At 72.4% G+C, this 16548-nt stretch carries 13 protein-coding genes; 7 read left to right on the top strand and 6 right to left on the bottom strand.

Annotated elements, in window-relative coordinates; translation table 11 throughout:
• Nucleotides 1-14 precede the first annotated feature (14 nt).
• The 3 genes from IF29_RS0111195 to IF29_RS0111185 form a co-directional block, all read right to left on the bottom strand.
• The gene (locus IF29_RS0111195) at nucleotides 15-1214 is read right to left on the bottom strand and encodes a hypothetical protein (protein WP_030252939.1); all 1200 of its coding nucleotides are present in this window, start codon (nucleotides 1212-1214) and stop codon (nucleotides 15-17) included.
• Nucleotides 1129-3033, bottom strand: a complete 1905-nt coding sequence (locus IF29_RS0111190) for a glycosyltransferase (protein WP_157623692.1) — start codon at nucleotides 3031-3033, stop codon at nucleotides 1129-1131. Before IF29_RS0111190 ends, IF29_RS0111195 begins: the two co-directional genes overlap by 86 nt.
• Before the next feature lie 117 nt (nucleotides 3034-3150).
• Nucleotides 3151-4173, bottom strand: a complete 1023-nt coding sequence (locus tag IF29_RS0111185; RefSeq protein ID WP_030252935.1) for an LLM class flavin-dependent oxidoreductase — start codon at nucleotides 4171-4173, stop codon at nucleotides 3151-3153.
• 306 nt (nucleotides 4174-4479) lie between these two features.
• Between IF29_RS0111185 and IF29_RS0111180 the strand changes: the two genes are divergently transcribed.
• A complete protein-coding gene (locus tag IF29_RS0111180) occupies nucleotides 4480-5238 on the top strand; it encodes an alpha/beta hydrolase family protein (RefSeq protein ID WP_030252934.1) in 759 nt (252 codons plus the stop codon).
• 98 nt (nucleotides 5239-5336) lie between these two features.
• Here the strand turns inward: IF29_RS0111180 and IF29_RS0111175 are convergent, their stop codons facing one another.
• Nucleotides 5337-6842 (bottom strand): SMI1/KNR4 family protein, encoded by a 1506-nt coding sequence (locus IF29_RS0111175; RefSeq protein WP_030252928.1) that lies wholly within the window; start codon nucleotides 6840-6842, stop codon nucleotides 5337-5339.
• 299 nt (nucleotides 6843-7141) lie between these two features.
• Between IF29_RS0111175 and IF29_RS0111170 the strand changes: the two genes are divergently transcribed.
• Together IF29_RS0111170 and IF29_RS0111165 are read left to right on the top strand one after the other, a co-directional pair.
• Nucleotides 7142-9505, top strand: coding sequence for a phosphoketolase family protein (locus IF29_RS0111170; protein WP_030252925.1), 2364 nt, complete (start codon nucleotides 7142-7144; stop codon nucleotides 9503-9505).
• A gap of 144 nt (nucleotides 9506-9649) precedes the next feature.
• Nucleotides 9650-10594, top strand: a complete 945-nt coding sequence (locus IF29_RS0111165; protein WP_030252923.1) for a Ppx/GppA phosphatase family protein — start codon at nucleotides 9650-9652, stop codon at nucleotides 10592-10594.
• A gap of 24 nt (nucleotides 10595-10618) precedes the next feature.
• On the opposite strand, the gene IF29_RS0111160 is transcribed toward IF29_RS0111165, so the two are convergent.
• A complete protein-coding gene (locus IF29_RS0111160; RefSeq protein ID WP_157623691.1) occupies nucleotides 10619-11980 on the bottom strand; it encodes a hypothetical protein in 1362 nt (453 codons plus the stop codon).
• A 348-nt stretch (nucleotides 11981-12328) separates the two neighbouring features.
• On the opposite strand from IF29_RS0111160, the gene IF29_RS0111155 reads away from it, so the two are divergent.
• The 4 genes from IF29_RS0111155 to IF29_RS0111140 all read left to right on the top strand — a co-directional run bounded on the left by IF29_RS0111155 (nucleotide 12329) and on the right by IF29_RS0111140 (nucleotide 15495).
• Complete coding sequence (locus IF29_RS0111155) at nucleotides 12329-12943, top strand: hypothetical protein (RefSeq protein ID WP_030252916.1); 615 nt, start codon at nucleotides 12329-12331, stop codon at nucleotides 12941-12943.
• Nucleotides 12944-12968: 25 nt separating this feature from the next.
• Entirely contained in the window at nucleotides 12969-14300 is a 1332-nt protein-coding gene (locus IF29_RS48480; RefSeq protein ID WP_051725185.1) for a sensor histidine kinase, read from the top strand.
• Nucleotides 14300-14956, top strand: coding sequence for a response regulator transcription factor (locus IF29_RS0111145; RefSeq protein WP_198037398.1), 657 nt, complete (start codon nucleotides 14300-14302; stop codon nucleotides 14954-14956). Before IF29_RS48480 ends, IF29_RS0111145 begins: the two co-directional genes overlap by 1 nt.
• A 131-nt stretch (nucleotides 14957-15087) precedes the next feature.
• Entirely contained in the window at nucleotides 15088-15495 is a 408-nt protein-coding gene (locus tag IF29_RS0111140; RefSeq protein ID WP_030252912.1) for a hypothetical protein, read from the top strand.
• Between the two features lie 13 nt (nucleotides 15496-15508).
• Here IF29_RS0111140 and IF29_RS0111135 read toward each other — a convergent pair whose 3' ends face one another.
• The gene (locus IF29_RS0111135) at nucleotides 15509-16399 is read right to left on the bottom strand and encodes a fructosamine kinase family protein (protein ID WP_030252910.1); all 891 of its coding nucleotides are present in this window, start codon (nucleotides 16397-16399) and stop codon (nucleotides 15509-15511) included.
• Nucleotides 16400-16548 lie beyond the last annotated feature (149 nt).

The following is a 16548-nucleotide window of genomic DNA, read 5'->3' as shown; positions in this document are numbered from 1 at the left end:
CAGATCGGGGCGGGTCAGAAGATCGCCCGGATCCAGTTGTCGACAGTCGCTGCTCCCGCGACCGGCCATACGATCGCGATGATCGGCTGGAGGACGGCGGCGGTGCCGAGGAGCAGGCACAGGGGGCGGCTCGGGCGGGCCGGGATGGTGGCGGCCGGGAGGAGGGTGAGCAGCAGGAAGCTGGTCATGGGGGAGTAGATGAAGCCGAGCCAGTCGCCGAGGAAGAGGACGATGATCGGGACGAAGAAGCCGAGGGTGATCATCGCGCGGACGAACAGCCGGTGCCCGGTGCCGATCGCGCCGGTCAGGATGCAGGCGGCGACCAGCAGGTAGAGCGGGGCGTGGAGGACGGACGCGGCGGCGTCGCGCAGAGCGACGCTGGAGCCGCTACGGACGTGGAACGGGGTGCCGTTCCCGCTGTTGCTCAGCCAGGCGAACGGATGGCCGGCGAGGCGCCACACGGTGAAGGTCCAGCCCAGTGCCGCCGCAGCGATCGGGAAGCCCAGCACGAGCGCGGTTGCGAGGATCGCCGCGGGCTCGGCCCGGAAGCGCCGGACAGCGAGCAGCGGCGCGCCGATCACCAGCGAGAGGGCGTAGGCCAGGGCGATGGACCCGCAGCCGAAGGCCACGGCGAGGAACAGTCCGGCCTGGAAGCCGCCTTCGGTCTCGGCGAAGGCGGCGAAGCGCAGGAAGCCGCCGAGGGCGAGGGTGAGGAAGAGCAGCGAGGTGATGCCCGAGAGGTCCTGGGTGCCCAGGTACCAGAGCGAGGTGTTGCAGAGCAGAGCCGCGCACAGCAGCACGATCAGCGTGATCGGGAGCTGTGCCACGACCAGGCGGGCGAGGTAGACCGAGAGCAGTGTCCCCGCGGCGAGGGCGCCGACGATGCTCTGCGCCGCCGGGCGCCAGCCGGCGGGGAGGACCGCGAGCGGTCCGGTCAGGAGCGGCGGATAGGCCACCCGGGCCGCCGAGAGGTCGTGCCAGCCGGCGCGGACCGCGGCGGCGTGCTGTTCGAGCAGGGCGCGCGGGTTGCTGGTGTAGCCGAGGTGCAGCACCCAGTAGGCGAACAGAACGAACGGCAGCGCCAGCGCCAGTCGCAGTGCCCAGCGGCGGACGGCGGTTGACGGCCAGTCAGCCCCGGTCCAGGCCCACTGCCGGCTGCGGCCCGGGGACCAGGTCCGGGCCCTGACCGGGGTGGCTGACGGTGCTGAGGCCATGGGTGGTCTTCTCCCAGTAGTGCGGACGGGTGATCAGTTGCCACAGCGCCTTGTACGCCGCGGCGCAGTGGAGCAACCAGTACAGGGGGGTGAGCAGGGCCCAGGGCACCAGCCGGTAGCGTCGGCGGCGGAAGGCGCCCATCATTCCGACGTAGATCATCGCGGTGTTGCCGATGACCAGGTCGATCATCGAGACCGCCAGCAGCCAGGCCGGAAGGACCTCGATGAGTCGATTGGTCGGCACCAGCAGCGAGCACACGAACAGCAGCAGCAGGGGCGGTGCGGCCAGGAAGCCGGCCGGGGTTCCGCCGATCAGCAGCACGAAGGCCAGGGTCTGCCCCAGGCCGATGGTCCGGGTCAGCCGCACCGGTGCGCGCAGATGCACCAGCAGCGTCTGCAGGTAGCCCTTCACCCAGCGGGAGCGCTGCCGGATCCAGTTGCCGTAGGCCCGGTTGGCCTCCTCGTAGGTGGTGGAGCCCACCACGCTCACCCGCCAGCCCTCGGCCGCCGCCCGGACGCCCAGGTCGGCGTCCTCGGTGACGTTGAACGGGTCCCAGCCGCCGAGTCGGCGCAGCGCGTCGGTGCGGAAGTGGTTGGAGGTTCCGCCCAGCGGGATGGGCAGCCGCAGGTCGTCCAAGCCGGGGAGCATGTAGTCGAACCAGAAGGAGTACTCCAGGGTGAACATTCTGGTGAGGGCGTTCTCCTCGGCGTTCCAGTAGTTGAGCGCGGCCTGGACGCAGACGGTGTCGCCGTCGGCGCGGGTGAAGGCCAGGTGCGCCTTCTTCAGCTGGTCCGGATCGGGCTGGTCCTCGGCGTCGTAGATGACCAGGTAGTCGCCGCGGGCGAAGAACAGACCGACGTTGCACGCCTTGGGCTTGGTCCTGGGCTCGCACTGCGGGACCACGACCAGCTTCATCCAGGCGGGTGGTTGGGCGGCCCGGGCGGCTGCGACGGTTTCGCTGTCGTCCTCCTCCAGCAGCACCAGCACTTCGAGCTTGGCCCGAGGCCAATCCAACTCCCCAAGATTCAACAGCAGTTGGCCGACGATCCCGGCCTCTCGGTAAACCGGGACCAGTACGGTGAAGCCCGGCAGCGAGCCCTCGTCCAGGGCGTCCAGGTCGGCGGCGCTGATCGGCTCCTCTCGCTCCCGCTCGGCACCGCGCATGCAGACCAGGAACTTGAACCCGACGCTGAACAGGAAGGCGACGTTGACCACCGCGAAGACGGTGGCCAGCGCCGAGCGCCAGTCGGCGAGGAAACCGAGCACGATCAGCACCACCAGCCCTGCGGCCAGCAGCTGCTGAGCCCGGGTCAGCACCCGCTGTGCCGACTGGAGCGGGGCCCGGAGGGCCAGGCCGGACACCGCCAGCTCCACCAACTCTTCACGGTGGCACCGCAGCAGGGCCTCACGAAAGGCGTCCTGACTGACCACGGCTGCTTCCACCGGGGCGCCCACGACCTGCGCCACCTGCTGCACACGCTCCTGGTCCGGTCTGCCGACGAAGCCGACCCGTACCGCGCCGCCGTCCGCGGACCGCCACAGCGGGATCCAGCCCTCCCGCCACAGCCGGGCTGCGGGCTGCGCGTTCACCAGGACCGGGTCGGCCGTCGACTCCCGCAGAGTGATGTACGGCACCTCCCAGTGCCCGGCGAGCAACCGGTCCAGCTCCTCCTGGCCGACCGCACCCTCGGCCGCCAGCTGCTCCGCCAGCGGCACCCGGAGCCGGACGGCCTCGGCGTGCGCCCGCGCCAGTGCGTCGCTCGGCGGCAGCACGGCCAGGACGTCCTGGTCCGGTGGGGAGTACGGAAGGGTTTCCATGGACGCGATGATCCGGCCCGGCAGGTGCGCCACCGGGTACGTGGAGCGCTGCCGTGCTCAGGAACACCCTGTTGGCCGAACCCGTGCGCCTCGCCCTGACGGGCCGCGGTGTACGGGTCAGCCGCCGGGCCGCCAGCCGAGGGCCGGGCCGAGGTGGGTGGCGATGTCGGTGAGGATCTGGACGTAGTCCTCGTGCTCGAAGGTGAACGGGAGCGCGAAGGCGACCTCGTCGATCTCGCGGAAGGCGGCGTGGGCGTAGAGCTGTTCGGCGATCTGGGCGGAGGTGCCGACCAGGTCCGGTGCGAACAGCAGTTGCCCAGGCCCCTGCGGGGTCGTGGTCCGTGGCATCCGCTTGTCGGCTAAGGCCCGGTACTTTGCGCGCTGCTCCGCCGAGGCGGAGTCGACGGGGATGACCACCAGGCCCTGCGAGACCCGGGCCCGGTCGCCGTCCGGGTGGTGCGCGCGGAAGGTGCGGATGAGGGACTGCTGGATCGCGGCGAAGTCCGGCGCCGTCCCCGCCTCCTGCGCCTCCGGCGACTCCGCCTTGACCACGCTGCTGGTCAGGAAGTTCATCCCGTGCTCACCGGCCCACCGGGCGGAGCGCGAGCTCGCGCCCCCGTACCACATCCGCCGGCCCAGGCCGGGGGAGTGCGGCTGGACCCGGTCGGAGAACACCTCGAAGCCCTCGACACCGCTGAAGCCGGTGACCGGCACGCCGCGCACGCAGTCCAGCAGCCGCTGCATCCGGTCGTAGCCGAAGTCCTCGGCATCGGCGGTGCCGGGGTAGAGCGCGTCCTGCACCTGGTCCAGTCGCCTGGGCGGGCCGACGCTGAGACCCGGGTTGAGGCGGCCTCCTGACAGGATGTCGACCGTCGCCAGGTCCTCGGCCAGCCGCAGCGGGTTCTCCCACCCCAGCGGGATCACCGCGGTGCCGAGTTCGATGCGGCTGGTGCGCTGGGAGGCCGCCGCCAGCACGGCGACCGGCGAGGAGATGCCGTACTGCAGGTGACGGTGGCGCACCCAGGCGCTGTCGAAGCCCAGTTGCTCGCCCAACCGGATGATCTCCAGGGTCGACTCGTGCCCCGGGCCGGGGTCGTTCCCGTCGAACAGTCCGATGGTGAGGAATCCGAGCTGGCGCAACGGCTCCTAGGTCAGCGGCACAGAGTTCTCCTCGATACGGTCCGCAGCGTGCGCTGCCCCATCACCTCGACGGGACCGATTCTGCCAGGCCGACGGTGTGGACGGTCGCCGGTCCGCGTGCGGAAAGGGGTTGGCGGGACGATCTTCGACTGGTAGCTTCCTCTTGACCGTGACACCGCCTCAGGAGGTGAGACCCATGAACGCTGTATCGCTGTGGGTGCTCCCCCTTGCCGTCACGGTCGGCCACTGACGTAGGTGTCGCCGGGAGCGCCTTGACAACACGGGCACTCTCGAAAGGCAACACCCATGTACTCTCTGACGATCACTTCTGAATCCACGTTCAACGGCATGGTCGAGCGCGACTTCACCGTGGACGGGGTCCCCGGTGTCCTCTGGTCGCCTGCCTCCGGCGCGGCCGACCGTGCGCCGCTGGTCCTGATGGGACACGGCGGAGGCAACCACAAGAAGCATCCGGCGATGTCGGGCCGGGCACAGCTGCTGGTGAGCGGCTGCGGCTTCCACGTCGCCGTCCTCGACGCGCCCGGCCACGGCGACCGGCCGCGTACGGCGCACGACGAGGCCGAGGTCGCCGAGCTGTTCCGGGCCAGGGCGGCGGGCGAGCCGGAGGGCCCGATCGTGGTCCGCTACAACGCCCACCTGGCGGAGCTCGCCGTGCCCGAGTACCGAGCGACCCTGGACGCCCTCCAGGAGCTCCCGGAGATCGGCACCGGCGGGCCGGTCGGCTACTTCGGCATCAACATGGGGACGGCGATCGGCATCCCGTTCGTAGCCTCCGAGCCGCGCATCACCGCCGCGGTCTTCGGGCAGCACTGGCCCGACGTCCTGGCTGAGCACGCCGCGAGGATCACCGTCCCGGTCGAGTTCGCCATGCAGTGGGACGACGAGCACATCACCCGCGAGGAGGCGCTGGCCCTCTTCGACGCCTTCGCCTCCAAGGAGAAGTCCCTGCACGCCAACTCCGGCCGCCACAAGGAACTTCCCCGCTTCGAGGCCGACAGCGCCGCCCGGTTCCTCGCCAGGCACCTGGGCAGCGCCGCGTCATAGCGGCCCGGTCCCACCCCTCGGGGAGCCGCGGCGGCGCAACCTCTGCGCCGCCGCGGCGGTTCCCGGGGCCGTCCCGCCAGGCGTGTCGTGACGTGCGGTCACCTGGTCCGGTGGCCGGCCCGGTAGCGCAGTGCGGACTCGGCCGGGTCATAGGTGTAGCGGTCCGCGTCCAACTCCCCGGCGAAGTCCAGCAGGACATCGAGCCAGCTCCGCGCGCGGACGTCGTCGATGCTGCCCTGGTCGGCGTAGATGAGCTGGCCCACGTCACCCTCGGGGCCCGGGTCCAGATCGAGGATGACGCTGGAGCCGTCGGGCTCGTGGTCCAGGGGGACCCAGCCGCGCCGCCACTCCTGGTCCCGTCGGATCTCGTCGTCCGGGTCGGTCGACCCGCTGCTTCCCTCCTCCGCCAACTCGTCACGCCACTTCGCCAACTCGCCGATGTCGCCGTGGCAGACGTAGGAGAACACACCGCTGACTTCCACGCTGCGGTGGACCGCGCAGGAGGCCGCGAAGTCCACGGGCAGGGCGAGGCCGAGGTCTCGTTCGACGGCGGTGATCTCGTCCGGGCTCGCCGGGCCGCCGAGCCCGGCGGAGACCGCGGGGGCATGCTCATGCAGCCAGCCGTCGATGCGCCGCCATGCGTCGGCGACGGCGGCACGGATCTCCGCCGCCCGCTGCGGGGTCGGCACCGGGTGCGGATCGCCCGCTGCCGGGTCGCTGACCACGGCGTCCCGCAGGAACCGCTCGGCCTGTTCCCGGGCGGCCCTGTCGACCAGTTCGAGCCGCCCGGCGGCCTGCCGGCGGTAGGAGGGTTTGGCCGACGGATCCCGTACCAGCCGCCACAGAGCGCTGCCCACCTGGTCCCGGTACTCCTCGCCGGCGGCGAGCACCGCGGAGGCGATGTCCTGCGGGTCCGGGTCCTGCTGCCGGGCGAGGTACTGCTTCGGGTCCAACGGCAGCGACGCGAGGGCCAGCTCCACCGCGTGGGGCACGAAATCCGGGTGCAGGTCCGTGAGCGGCCGCGCGAGCAGGCCGATGGGTGTGCCCCGGGCGATCACGCCGTCCAGCGCCTCCCTGGTGCGCCGGTGCTGGGTGGGCCCGAGCGACAGCAGACAGGCTGCCAGACAGCCCGGATTCGTCCCGCCCGCAACCGCGTCGGCCAGGCGCTTCCCCACCAGATCGCACTCCTCGGGGCCGAGCCCGGCGAACTCCTCGGCCAGCTGGCCGAGGGAGACGATGTCGCAGGCCCGGGCGGCGGCGCGGGCAGAGCCTGCCTGCGCCGGGTCCAGCACCGCCAGCGCGATCCGGCTGCTCAACCCGACCCAGCCGGGGACCTGCGACCAGACCGCGGCGTTGGCCACGACCAGTGGATCCGACGCGGGCTCGGCGACGAACCCGAGCAGACCTGCTACCGCCGCCGCACGCTGCTCCGGAGCGAGATCGACGATGGCCCGGGCGACCGCCACCCGCTGGCCACCGCGACCATGGCCCAGCATGTGCACCAGGAGCTCGCCCGTCTCGCGCCGACGCTCCGCATCCGTGACGGGCACCGCCGCGGCGGCCGCGAGGACCGCACCGACATCACCATGCTCCTGCCTGTCCATCAGAAGGCCTCCCTCGCGTCCTCGTCCACCACGGGCAATGACAGGGAACGCTATCGGCCGGCACCGACAGCGGCACCGGTGGCCCTACGGGCCGGCAGGGCGGCGGCAGCGGATGGGCCGAACGGGCGGGGTCGGCGGGCCGAACGGCGCGCGACCGCGGGGCGTACCGCGGAAGTGGGCCCGTTTGGCCCTGTGACCGGGTAGGTCGGCCGGGGGAGTGTGGTTGTCGGAGCCGCACCACCCGGACTCGCCAGCCCGCCCGTTAGCCCGCCAGCCCCCAGCCCAAGGAGCGCCCCGCGATGAACCAGTCCCTCACCGACGCCGAGGTCCAGACCCTGGACGTGCACTGGCGTGCGGCCAACTACCTGGCCGTGGGTCAGATCTACCTGCTGGACAACCCGCTGCTGCGCGAGCCGCTGCGGGCCGAGCACGTCAAGCCCCGGCTGCTGGGCCACTGGGGGACCTCGCCGGGCCTGAACCTGGTGCACACCCATCTGAACCGGCTGATCCGGGCCCGCGACCTGGACGCGATCTGCATCTGGGGCCCCGGACACGGCGGCCCGGCGGTGCTGGCCAACTCCTGGCTGGAGGGCAGCTACAGCGCCGCCTACCCGGACATCACCCGCGACGAGGAGGGCATGCGGAAGCTGTTCCGCCAGTTCTCCTTCCCCGGCGGGGTGCCCAGCCATGTGGCGCCGGAGACGCCGGGCTCGATCCACGAGGGCGGCGAGCTGGGCTACTCGCTGGCCCACGCCTACGGCGCGGCCTTCGACAACCCCGGCCTGCTGGTGGCCTGCGTGATCGGTGACGGCGAGGCCGAGACGGGCCCGCTGGCCGGCTCCTGGCACGCCAACAAGTTCCTGGACCCGGTGCACGACGGCGCGGTGCTGCCGATCCTGCACCTGAACGGATACAAGATCGCCAACCCCACGGTGCTCTCCCGTATCCCGGAGGACGAGCTGGACCAGCTGCTGCGCGGCTACGGCCACGAGCCGATCCACGTCACCGGCGACGACCCGGTCGCCGTGCACCGGGCGATGGCCGCCGCTATGGACCAGGCGGTGGACCGGATCACCGCCGCCCAGCGCGCGGCCCGTGAGGAGGGCGCGGTCGAGCGCCCGCGCTGGCCGATGATCGTGCTGCGCACCCCCAAGGGCTGGACCGGGCCGGACAAGGTCGACGGGCTGCAGGTGGAGGGGACCTGGCGGGCGCACCAGGTGCCGTTGGACGGGATCCACACCAACCCCGAGCACCTGGCGCAGTTGGAGGCCTGGCTGCGCTCGTACCGTCCCGAGGAGCTGTTCGACGAGAGCGGCCGGCCGCGCGCCGAGGTGCTGGTGCACGTCCCCGAGGGCGAGCGGCGGCTGGGTGCCAACCCGCACGCCAACGGCGGGCTGCTGTTGCGCGAGCTGCCGGTGCGCGAGCTGGAGCGCTTCGCGGTACCGGTCGACAAGCCCGGCGCGACGATGCACGAGCCGACCCGGATCCTGGGCGAGCTGCTGGAGCAGGTGATGGCCGACACCGCGGGCCGGCGCGACTTTAGGCTGGTGGGCCCGGACGAGACCGCCTCCAACCGGTTGCAGGCGGTCTACCAGGCCACCGGCAAGGCCTGGCAGGCGCAGGTGCTGCCGGTGGACGAGAACCTGGCCCGCGACGGCCGGGTGGTGGAGGTGCTGTCCGAGCACCTGTGCCAGGGGTGGCTGGAGGGCTACCTGCTGACCGGCCGTCACGGCCTGTTCTCCTGCTACGAGGCGTTCGTCCACATCGTCGACTCGATGGTCAACCAGCACATCAAGTGGCTGCGGACGACCCGTCAGATCCCCTGGCGGGCCCCGATCGCCTCGCTCAACTACCTGCTGACCTCGCACGTGTGGCGGCAGGACCACAACGGGTTCTCGCACCAGGACCCCGGCTTCGTGGACCACGTCCTGAACAAGAGCCCCGAGGTGGTCCGGGTCTACCTGCCGCCGGACGCCAACACCCTGCTCAGCGTGGGTGAGCACGTCCTGCGCAGCCGTGACTACGTGAACGTGGTGGTGGCCGGCAAGCAGCCGTGCTTCGACTGGCTCTCGCTGGACCAGGCCCGGGTGCACTGTGCGCGCGGCGCCGGGATCTGGGAGTGGGCCGGCACCGAGGACGGCAGCCGGGACCCGGACGTGGTGCTGGCCTGCGCCGGGGACGTGCCGACCATGGAGGTGATGGCCGCCGCCCAGCTGCTGCGCGAGCTGCTGCCGCAGCTGGCGGTGCGGGTGATCAACGTGGTCGACCTGGCCCGGCTGATGCCCGCCGACGAGCACCCGCACGGGATGAAGGACAAGGAGTTCGACTCGCTGTTCACCCCGGACAAGCCGGTGATCTTCGCCTACCACGGCTACCCCTGGCTGATCCACCGGCTGGCCTACCGCCGCACCAACCACGACCAGCTGCACGTACGCGGCTACAAGGAGTCCGGGACCACCACCACCCCCTTCGACATGGTGGTGCGCAACGACCTGGACCGCTACCGCCTGGTCATGGACGTGATCGACCGGGTGCCCGGGCTGTCGGTGCGCGCCGCCGGGGTGCGCCAGCAGATGGCCGACGTCCGCGCCCGCCACCACGACTGGATCCGCGCCCACGGCACCGACCTGCCCGAGGTCGCCGACTGGACCTGGAACGGCTGACCGACCGACGGCCCGACGAGGAGCGAAGGCGGTCGTTGTAAGGTGGACCGTTATCCGGTCAGGCAGCGTGCTGGTGGGCGCCGGTGCCTGGTCCGACGTACGGACCGCATCGCGCACGCCTCCGGGGGAGAGGGGTGTCGGGAGATGCGGCAGGCGGGGGTCCTGGACGTGGGGTGCCACAGCGCCCTGTTGACCGTGGTGCAGCGGCGCAAGAGCGGGGCGATCGAGCCCGTGCTCTCGCACAAGGTGCGGCTGAGGCTGCATCAGGCCCTGGGCCCGGACGGGCGGTTGCGCGGCAGGGCGGTGCGGAGCGTGGAGCAGGCCGTGGGCGAGGCGGTGGACGCGGACCCGCGGGTGCTGCTGCCCGAGGTGTTCGCCTTCGCCACCTCGGTCATCCGTGACGCGCCCAACCGGGACGAGGTCATCGCCCGGGTCGCCCGGACCACCGGGGTACGGCTGCTGGTGCTGCCCGGCGAGGAGGAGGCCCGACTGGCCTATGTGGCCGCCCGGCACTGGGCGGGCCCCGAGGCCGGCCCGCTGCTGGTCCTGGACATCGGCGGCGGCACCGTGGAGCTGGCCTGGGGCGACGCGGCCCGGCCCGGCGGCGTGCTGTCGCTGCCGCTGGGCGCGCGCCGGGTCACCCGCGAGCTGCTGCCCGGCAGCACCCCCGCCTCCGAACGGCGGCTGGACCGGGCGCGGCAGCAGCTGCGCCGGGCCCTTGCGGCGGCCCCCGGGCTGCCGCAGGCCGAACCGGGCGTCCGGGTGCTGGCCTCCTCCAAGACCTTCACCCAACTCGCCCGGCTCGCCGCCGTCAGGGGCGTGCCGCAGCGCCGGAGGCCGCGCAGCGCCGACGAGTTGACGCTGCGTGACCTCCGCGCGGTCATCCCGCTGCTGGCCGCCGTGAGCGTGCCGCGCCGCGGCACACTGCCGGGCATCGCCCCGCACCGGGCCGAGCAGTCGCTGGCCGGAGCCCTGGTCGCCGAGACCCTGATGGAGGCCTGCGGAGCCGACACCGTGACCATCTGCCCCTGGTCCACCCGTGAGGGACTGCTGCTGGAACACCTCGGGATGACGGCGGCCGGGGCATGAGCGGTCCGCTGCGAGCACGGCAGCTCAGGTCCGTCGGCTGAAGTCCTGTTCCTGGTAGGGGAGTTCCTCGCACACATGCCCCGCGCGGTCCCGGGCCACCAGGACGGCGGTGACCGGGCCGCGCTCGGGGAGCTGGTCGAGGTCGACCCCCGCGACCAGGAACGTCCTGCCGGCGATGCGGGCCGCCAGGTCGGGCATGCCGTCGCGGCGCAGCGTCACCGAGGCGACCTCGGCGTCGTCGACCAGGCCCAGGACGGCGACGGTGCCGCCGGCCCCGTCGTGGAAGCCGTAGTACATCCGGGTGAAGGAGATGCTCCTGCCGACCACGGCGAAGTCCCGGACTGGGCCCGGTTGCGGGGTGAAGTCGAAGACGAAGGGATCCTCGGCGTCCTCCTCGGGCCCACCGGTCCGCTGCCAGACCAGCAGCCTGCCGTAGCGGGCGAGCCGCAGCTGCTCGGTCGGCGTGAGGTCGGCCCGGACGCCGGGGCGCCACTGCTCCGGATCGACGATCGGGGGCGCGTCGGCCGCGGCGAGGACCGTCGTCAGATCCGGGACGGAGTCGGTGCCGGCGGCCGGGACGGCCTCGACTGCCGGTGCGGGCCGGTCCACGACGGCGGCCGAGAGCGGTGGCAGGGCCGTCAGCGGTACGACCTCGCCGCGCGCACTGCCGTTGGTCCGCAGGACCAGGCCTGCCGGTCCGACCTGGAAGGCGTTGGGCGCGACGAACACGCCGCCGGCCACCAGCGCCCAGCCCAGCGGGCGACGGTCCGCGACCGGTTCCACCATCAGACCGGTGACATCCGGTCCGACGACCCCGGCGATCGTGCCGAAGGCACTGCGGAAGCAGACCGCCACCGCCTTACCCGACGGCACGTCAGAAACAGCTAGAGACAGGGTGATTCGCTTGGGGGTGAGTTCGGCGAACAGCACCCCGGCCGGAGAGTCGAGGGCGATCACCTTGACGCCGTTGCGGTGCACGGTGAGCAGCGGCTGCCACTGCGCCGGATCGGGGTGCGCCGGGGTCGCGGCCGCGGCGCAGCGGCGCAGGTCCGAGGCGTCGGCCCAGCCGGTCCGCAGCCGGAAGAAGTCCTCCACCGTGCGCATACCGCTGCGGGGCCGGTCGGCGGAGGGTTCGGGGTGCGCGGCGAGATGCTCACGCAGGCGCGGCCAGCTCGGGAAGCCGTAGAGCCGGGCGATCACCAACTGGGCGGCGTCGAGGGTGAATCCGGCCGGATCCTCGGCCCTTCCGGGCGCATGCCGGGCGACCAGCGCCAGCGCGGTGGGGGACTGGGCCCGAACCGCCCGCTGCAGGTCCTTCGCCCGCTTCTTGAGCTGCTGCGGACTGGGACGCTCGGGCAGGGGCATGGTTCGCGGTGCCGTCGACACAGGGGCCTCCTTCGGTGAACCGGTGGTCCGCCACGCCGGCCGAAGGACGGTAGGGCACGCTGACACGCTCGCGTGAACCAGGTGGGCTCTGCCCTTCCCGCGGACCCGGAGGCGCCCTGAACGCCTGCCCGATCACTGTACGGCATCGCGCCCGGGCCCGTCGGCGACCCGCTGGCGACCCGTCGGCGGCGGGCTGGGGGATATCCCCCAGCCCAGGATGGACGCTGCCCGGCTGCCTGCGGCCAAGGCCCGTCCGTAGCGTTGTCGACGAGGCGGAAGACGCCCTCCGGAGCGGCCGGCAGTGGCCCGACCATCCGTCAAATCGCTTACTCGCACGAGGAGTTCGACATGTTCAAGATGCGGGCCATGCCCACGATCATCGCCGCGGTGTCTGGCGGAGCCCTGCTGGTGGGGGGATGCGCGGCAGCGGCCGCGGCCCCGGCGACCCCGGCTGCCAGGGCGACCCCGGCCGCCCAGGCGGCCAGGACGACCCCGGCTCCGGCGGCGGCCCACGGCGGCGCGGTGCACCTGATCGACTACAGCGTCGACAGCGACGGCCCCAAGTCCTCGGTCCTGCTGACCGGGGCGATCGGCGACTATGGGCAGGCGGTGACCGTCCACCCGGACGGCACGGTCGACCCGGACCACACCAGCCAGATGCAACTGGGGCTCCGCCACGGCTCGTTCCGGCTGGACATCGCCCAGCTGGACAAGAAGATCATCAAGGCCTACGACCCCTGGCCGCACAACGCGGCCACCTGCTCGGGCAGCATCAGCTTCACCGTGCCGACCCCGGTGGTCCCGGGCTCCGGCACCGGTTCGTACCGGGGGATCAGCGGGACCTTCGACCTGACCGTCACCATCGACGAGGTCGACACCACCGTGCCGGCCTGCGACGGCACCAGCGGCTTCCTCTCCCAGATCATCCTGCTCACCGGCAACGGGCACGTCGCCCTGCACTGACCGGGGCGGAGCGGCCGGGGAAGAGATGGACGAGGAGATCCTGCGCAGCGGGTGCGCCGCGCAGCCGGACCCCTACCCTGGGGAGGTGCTGCTGAGGGGGAACTCATGGGTGCGGCGCCATCCCTGGCGGGCCGACACCGCACTGGCGCTGCTGCTGTTCGCGCTGAGCCTCGACGAGGTGCCGCGCGGACCGGCCGGCACCGCCCTGGCGCTGATCTGCGTCAACGCCCTGATCGCCGCCACCGTGATCCCGCGCCGGCGGTTCCCGGTGGCGGCGTTCGCCACGGCGGCGGCGTTCGGGGCCCTGCAGATCACCCTGGGCCAGCAGCCCGGCAGCATCCCCCCGGTCCCGGCCCTGCAGCCCAGCATGACCGATCTGGCGATTCCGGTCCTGCTCTACACCCTGGCCGCGCACCGGCCGCGACGGATCTCGGTGGCCGGGCTGACGGTCTGTCTGATCGGTGCCGCGGTGGCGGTGTCCCAGTGGGCGCCGGCCCACCGGGCGTACCCGGGGATCCCGCTGCTGGCCGCCGCCGTCGCGCTGGGCGGCTCGGCGCTGGTCGCCTGGGTGCTGGGGGACTCGGTGGCCTACCGGCACCGTCGGATCCAGTACGCCTCACTGCAGGAGCGCGCCGCCCGGCTGGAGGCCGAGCGCGACGCCCAGGCCCGGATCGCCGCCGCCGCCGAGCGGGCCCGGGAGCTGCAGGAGAAGCGCGCCAGAGTGGTCGACGAGTCGGCGGCCCGGCTGCGCCGGATCGAGCGCGACCTGCACGACGGCGCCCAGGTCCGGCTGACCGCGCTGGCCATGTCCCTCGGCGAGATCAAGGAGAACCTGGAGCAGGACCTGGACGGCGAGCACACCCTGGCGCTGCTCGGCGCGGCGCACCGCAACGCCAAGGAGACCCTGGCCGAGCTGCGCGACCTGGCCCGGGGCATCCACCCGGCGGTACTGGACCGGGGCCTGGGCGCGGCACTGTCGCTGCTGGCCGAGACCAGCCCGATCCCGGTCGACCTGGCCGTCGGCGCCGGAGTCGGAGCCGGCCTCGGTGTCGGCGCGGGCGAGCGGCCCTCGCCGGCGATCGAGGCCATCGCCTACTTCTGCGCGGCCGAGCTGGTCGCCAACGCGGCCAAGCACAGCGGCGCGGCCCGGATCACCATCGATGTGCACGAGCAGGAGGGCAGGCTGCTGATGACGGTGACCGACGACGGGAACGGGGGCGCCCGGCCGGACCCCGCGCGCGGCAGCGGACTGGCTGGGCTGCGGGAGCGGGTGCAGAGCGTGGACGGCCGCCTCGACGTCACCAGCCCGCCCGGCGGCCCCACCGCCGTCACCGTCGAACTGCCCAGGCACGCCTGATGGACGGCCGACTGCGGGTGGTGATAGCCGAGGACGCCGCGATCATGCGGGAGGGACTCACCCAGACCCTGACCCGCCGCGGACTGGACGTGGTCGCCGCGGTCGCGGACGCGCAGGCGCTGCGGCTGGCCGTCGAGGAGCACCGGCCCGACGTCGCCATCATCGACGTGCGGATGCCGCCGAGCCACACCGACGAGGGGATGCGGGCCGCCCGGGAGATCCACCGCGACCTGCCCGGGGTCGCGGTGCTGGTCTTCTCCCAGTACATCGAGACCCGTTCGGCCACCGAGCTGTTCGCCGAGCAGGCCGGCGGGGTCGGCTACCTGCTCAAGGACCGGGTCGCCGACGTCGGCGAGTTCGTCGAGGCCGTCTCCCGGGTGGCGCGCGGCGGCACCGTACTGGACCCCGAGGTGGTCCGCCACCTGCTCGGGGCCGCCCGCCGCGCCGACGCCCTGTCCACCCTCACCCCGCGCGAGCGGGAGGTGCTGGCCCTGATCGCCCAGGGCCACTCCAACGCCGCCATCGCCGAGCTGCTCACCATCACCCCCGGGGTGGTGGAGAAGCACGTCGCCGCCATCTTCGCCAAGCTGGGCCTGGCCCCCTCCACCGGCGTCAACCGCCGCGTCGTCGCCGCGCTCAGATACCTGGGGTCATGACCGGCTGGGAGTTGCCTGAAAGAACCCTGAGAAGTCTCACCTTCGGGATGCAACCCGTGCGGGGTGGCCGACGTCCAATACGACGAACAGATGATCGGTACACGTGCCACTCTGGTAGCAGGAGGATTCCCATGAACACTGCCAAGTCGATCTTCATTCGCCGGGCCGGTTCGGCGGCGGTCGTCGCCGCCCTCGCCGCCGGCGGGCTGGCGGTCGGTGCGGGGTCCGCCTCGGCGAAGTCGGCCATCTCCGTCGGCGTCAGTGCCCGCACCGTCGCGGTCGGTCACATCGTCCGGGTCAGCGCCTCGGGCAGCAGCGACGACTTCGGCGCCACGCCGATACAGCTGTGCATCGACGAGAAGGTCGGCTCGGGCGCGTGGAAGCAGCTCGCCTGTACCAACAAGTACAACCTGGCTCTGAACATTCGCGCCCCGCACCGCGGCGAGCTGCAGTTCCGTTCCCAGCTGATCGCCGTCTTCAACGCCCACCACCGGGTGCTGGACCGCACCTCCGGCACGGACGTGGTCCAGGTGCGCTGAACGGTCGGCCCGGTCAGGGCTTGCGCTGCCGGGTGCCGTTCCGGAACGGGGCGATGATCTTCCGGACGGCCTCGGCTGCGCCCCAGTGGTCGTCGTCGTGGGCGATGACGCTGAGCAGTTCGCGCAGGTGCAGCAGCGGCATCCGTTCCTCCCAGCCGTCCTGGAGCGGGGCGGCCTCACGGTAGACGGCGAAGAAGCGCTCGGCGGCGTCCGGGCGCGGCGAGCACCACAGCATGCTGAGGTCGACCTCGGGCCAGGTGTAGGACACGGCGGGGTCGATGAGCACGGGGGCGCCCGCGCCGGTGGCGACGATGTTCTCCGACCACAGGTCGCCGTGGGTCAGGCACGGCGGCTGGGCCGGAACCAGCTCCGGCAGGGCCGCGCAGAGCCGCTCCAGGGCTCGGCGCTCCTCGCGGTCGAAGGCGGCCTCGACCAGCGGTTCCGGGAGCCAGCGCAGGATGCGCCGTTCCGCGAAGAAGCTGTGGCCGTCGGTCGCCCAGGTGTTGTCCTGGCGCAGCCGGCCCAGCCAGCCGTCACGGTGCCAGCCGAACCGGTCGGAGACGGTGGCCAGGTGCAGTGCGGCGACCGTCCGGGCCAGCTGCTCCCAGAACTGTCCGTCGTCCCGGCGCGGCCGCATCCGCTCCAGGACGAGCAGGCGCGAGGACGCGTACAGCACCTCCGGTGTGGGGGCGCCGCCGAGAGCGCGCAGTTCGGACAGGCCGACGGACTCGACCGGGAACACGTCCCGGTCGGGTCCGAGCAGGGTCTTGGCGAACAGTTCGGTCCCGTCCTGGAGGGTGACCAGGCCTGCGACCGCGACCACTCCGCCGACGGCCTTCTGCACCTCCCTCGGGGCGTAGCCCGCTTCACGAAGCCGGTCGGCAAGAATCTCCTCAGGTGACATTCGAAGATTCCTAACATGCTTTCACATGGCACACCAGGGAGCGGTGACGGTCAGTCGGTCCTACGTTGTTGGCATGGGTTGAACGGGCTGTCGTAAGGTCCAGAGGCCCAGAGACGCCGGGTATGGCTTTCAGTCGGTTGCACTCGATG

Origin of the sequence: Streptacidiphilus jeojiense (assembly GCF_000719095.1) — a bacterium.
GTDB lineage: Bacteria > Actinomycetota > Actinomycetes > Streptomycetales > Streptomycetaceae > Streptacidiphilus > Streptacidiphilus jeojiensis.
The sequence above is the reverse complement of the archived record's forward strand: the minus strand, read 5'-3'. Positions and strand labels throughout refer to the sequence as shown.

Bases quoted from the DNA above. Each gene is read 5' to 3' on its own strand.
- IF29_RS0111195 (WP_030252939.1), bottom strand. From the start codon at position 1,214: ATGGCCTCAGCACCGTCAGCCACCCCGGTCAGGGCCCGGACCTGGTCC.
- IF29_RS0111190 (WP_157623692.1), bottom strand. From the start codon at position 3,033: ATGGAAACCCTTCCGTACTCCCCACCGGACCAGGACGTCCTGGCCGTG.
- IF29_RS0111180 (WP_030252934.1), top strand. From the start codon at position 4,480: ATGTACTCTCTGACGATCACTTCTGAATCCACGTTCAACGGCATGGTC.
- IF29_RS0111175 (WP_030252928.1), bottom strand. From the start codon at position 6,842: ATGGACAGGCAGGAGCATGGTGATGTCGGTGCGGTCCTCGCGGCCGCC.
- IF29_RS0111170 (WP_030252925.1), top strand. From the start codon at position 7,142: ATGAACCAGTCCCTCACCGACGCCGAGGTCCAGACCCTGGACGTGCAC.
- IF29_RS0111165 (WP_030252923.1), top strand. From the start codon at position 9,650: ATGCGGCAGGCGGGGGTCCTGGACGTGGGGTGCCACAGCGCCCTGTTG.
- IF29_RS0111155 (WP_030252916.1), top strand. From the start codon at position 12,329: ATGTTCAAGATGCGGGCCATGCCCACGATCATCGCCGCGGTGTCTGGC.
- IF29_RS48480 (WP_051725185.1), top strand. From the start codon at position 12,969: ATGGACGAGGAGATCCTGCGCAGCGGGTGCGCCGCGCAGCCGGACCCC.
- IF29_RS0111145 (WP_198037398.1), top strand. From the start codon at position 14,300: ATGGACGGCCGACTGCGGGTGGTGATAGCCGAGGACGCCGCGATCATG.
- IF29_RS0111140 (WP_030252912.1), top strand. From the start codon at position 15,088: ATGAACACTGCCAAGTCGATCTTCATTCGCCGGGCCGGTTCGGCGGCG.
- IF29_RS0111135 (WP_030252910.1), bottom strand. From the start codon at position 16,399: ATGTCACCTGAGGAGATTCTTGCCGACCGGCTTCGTGAAGCGGGCTAC.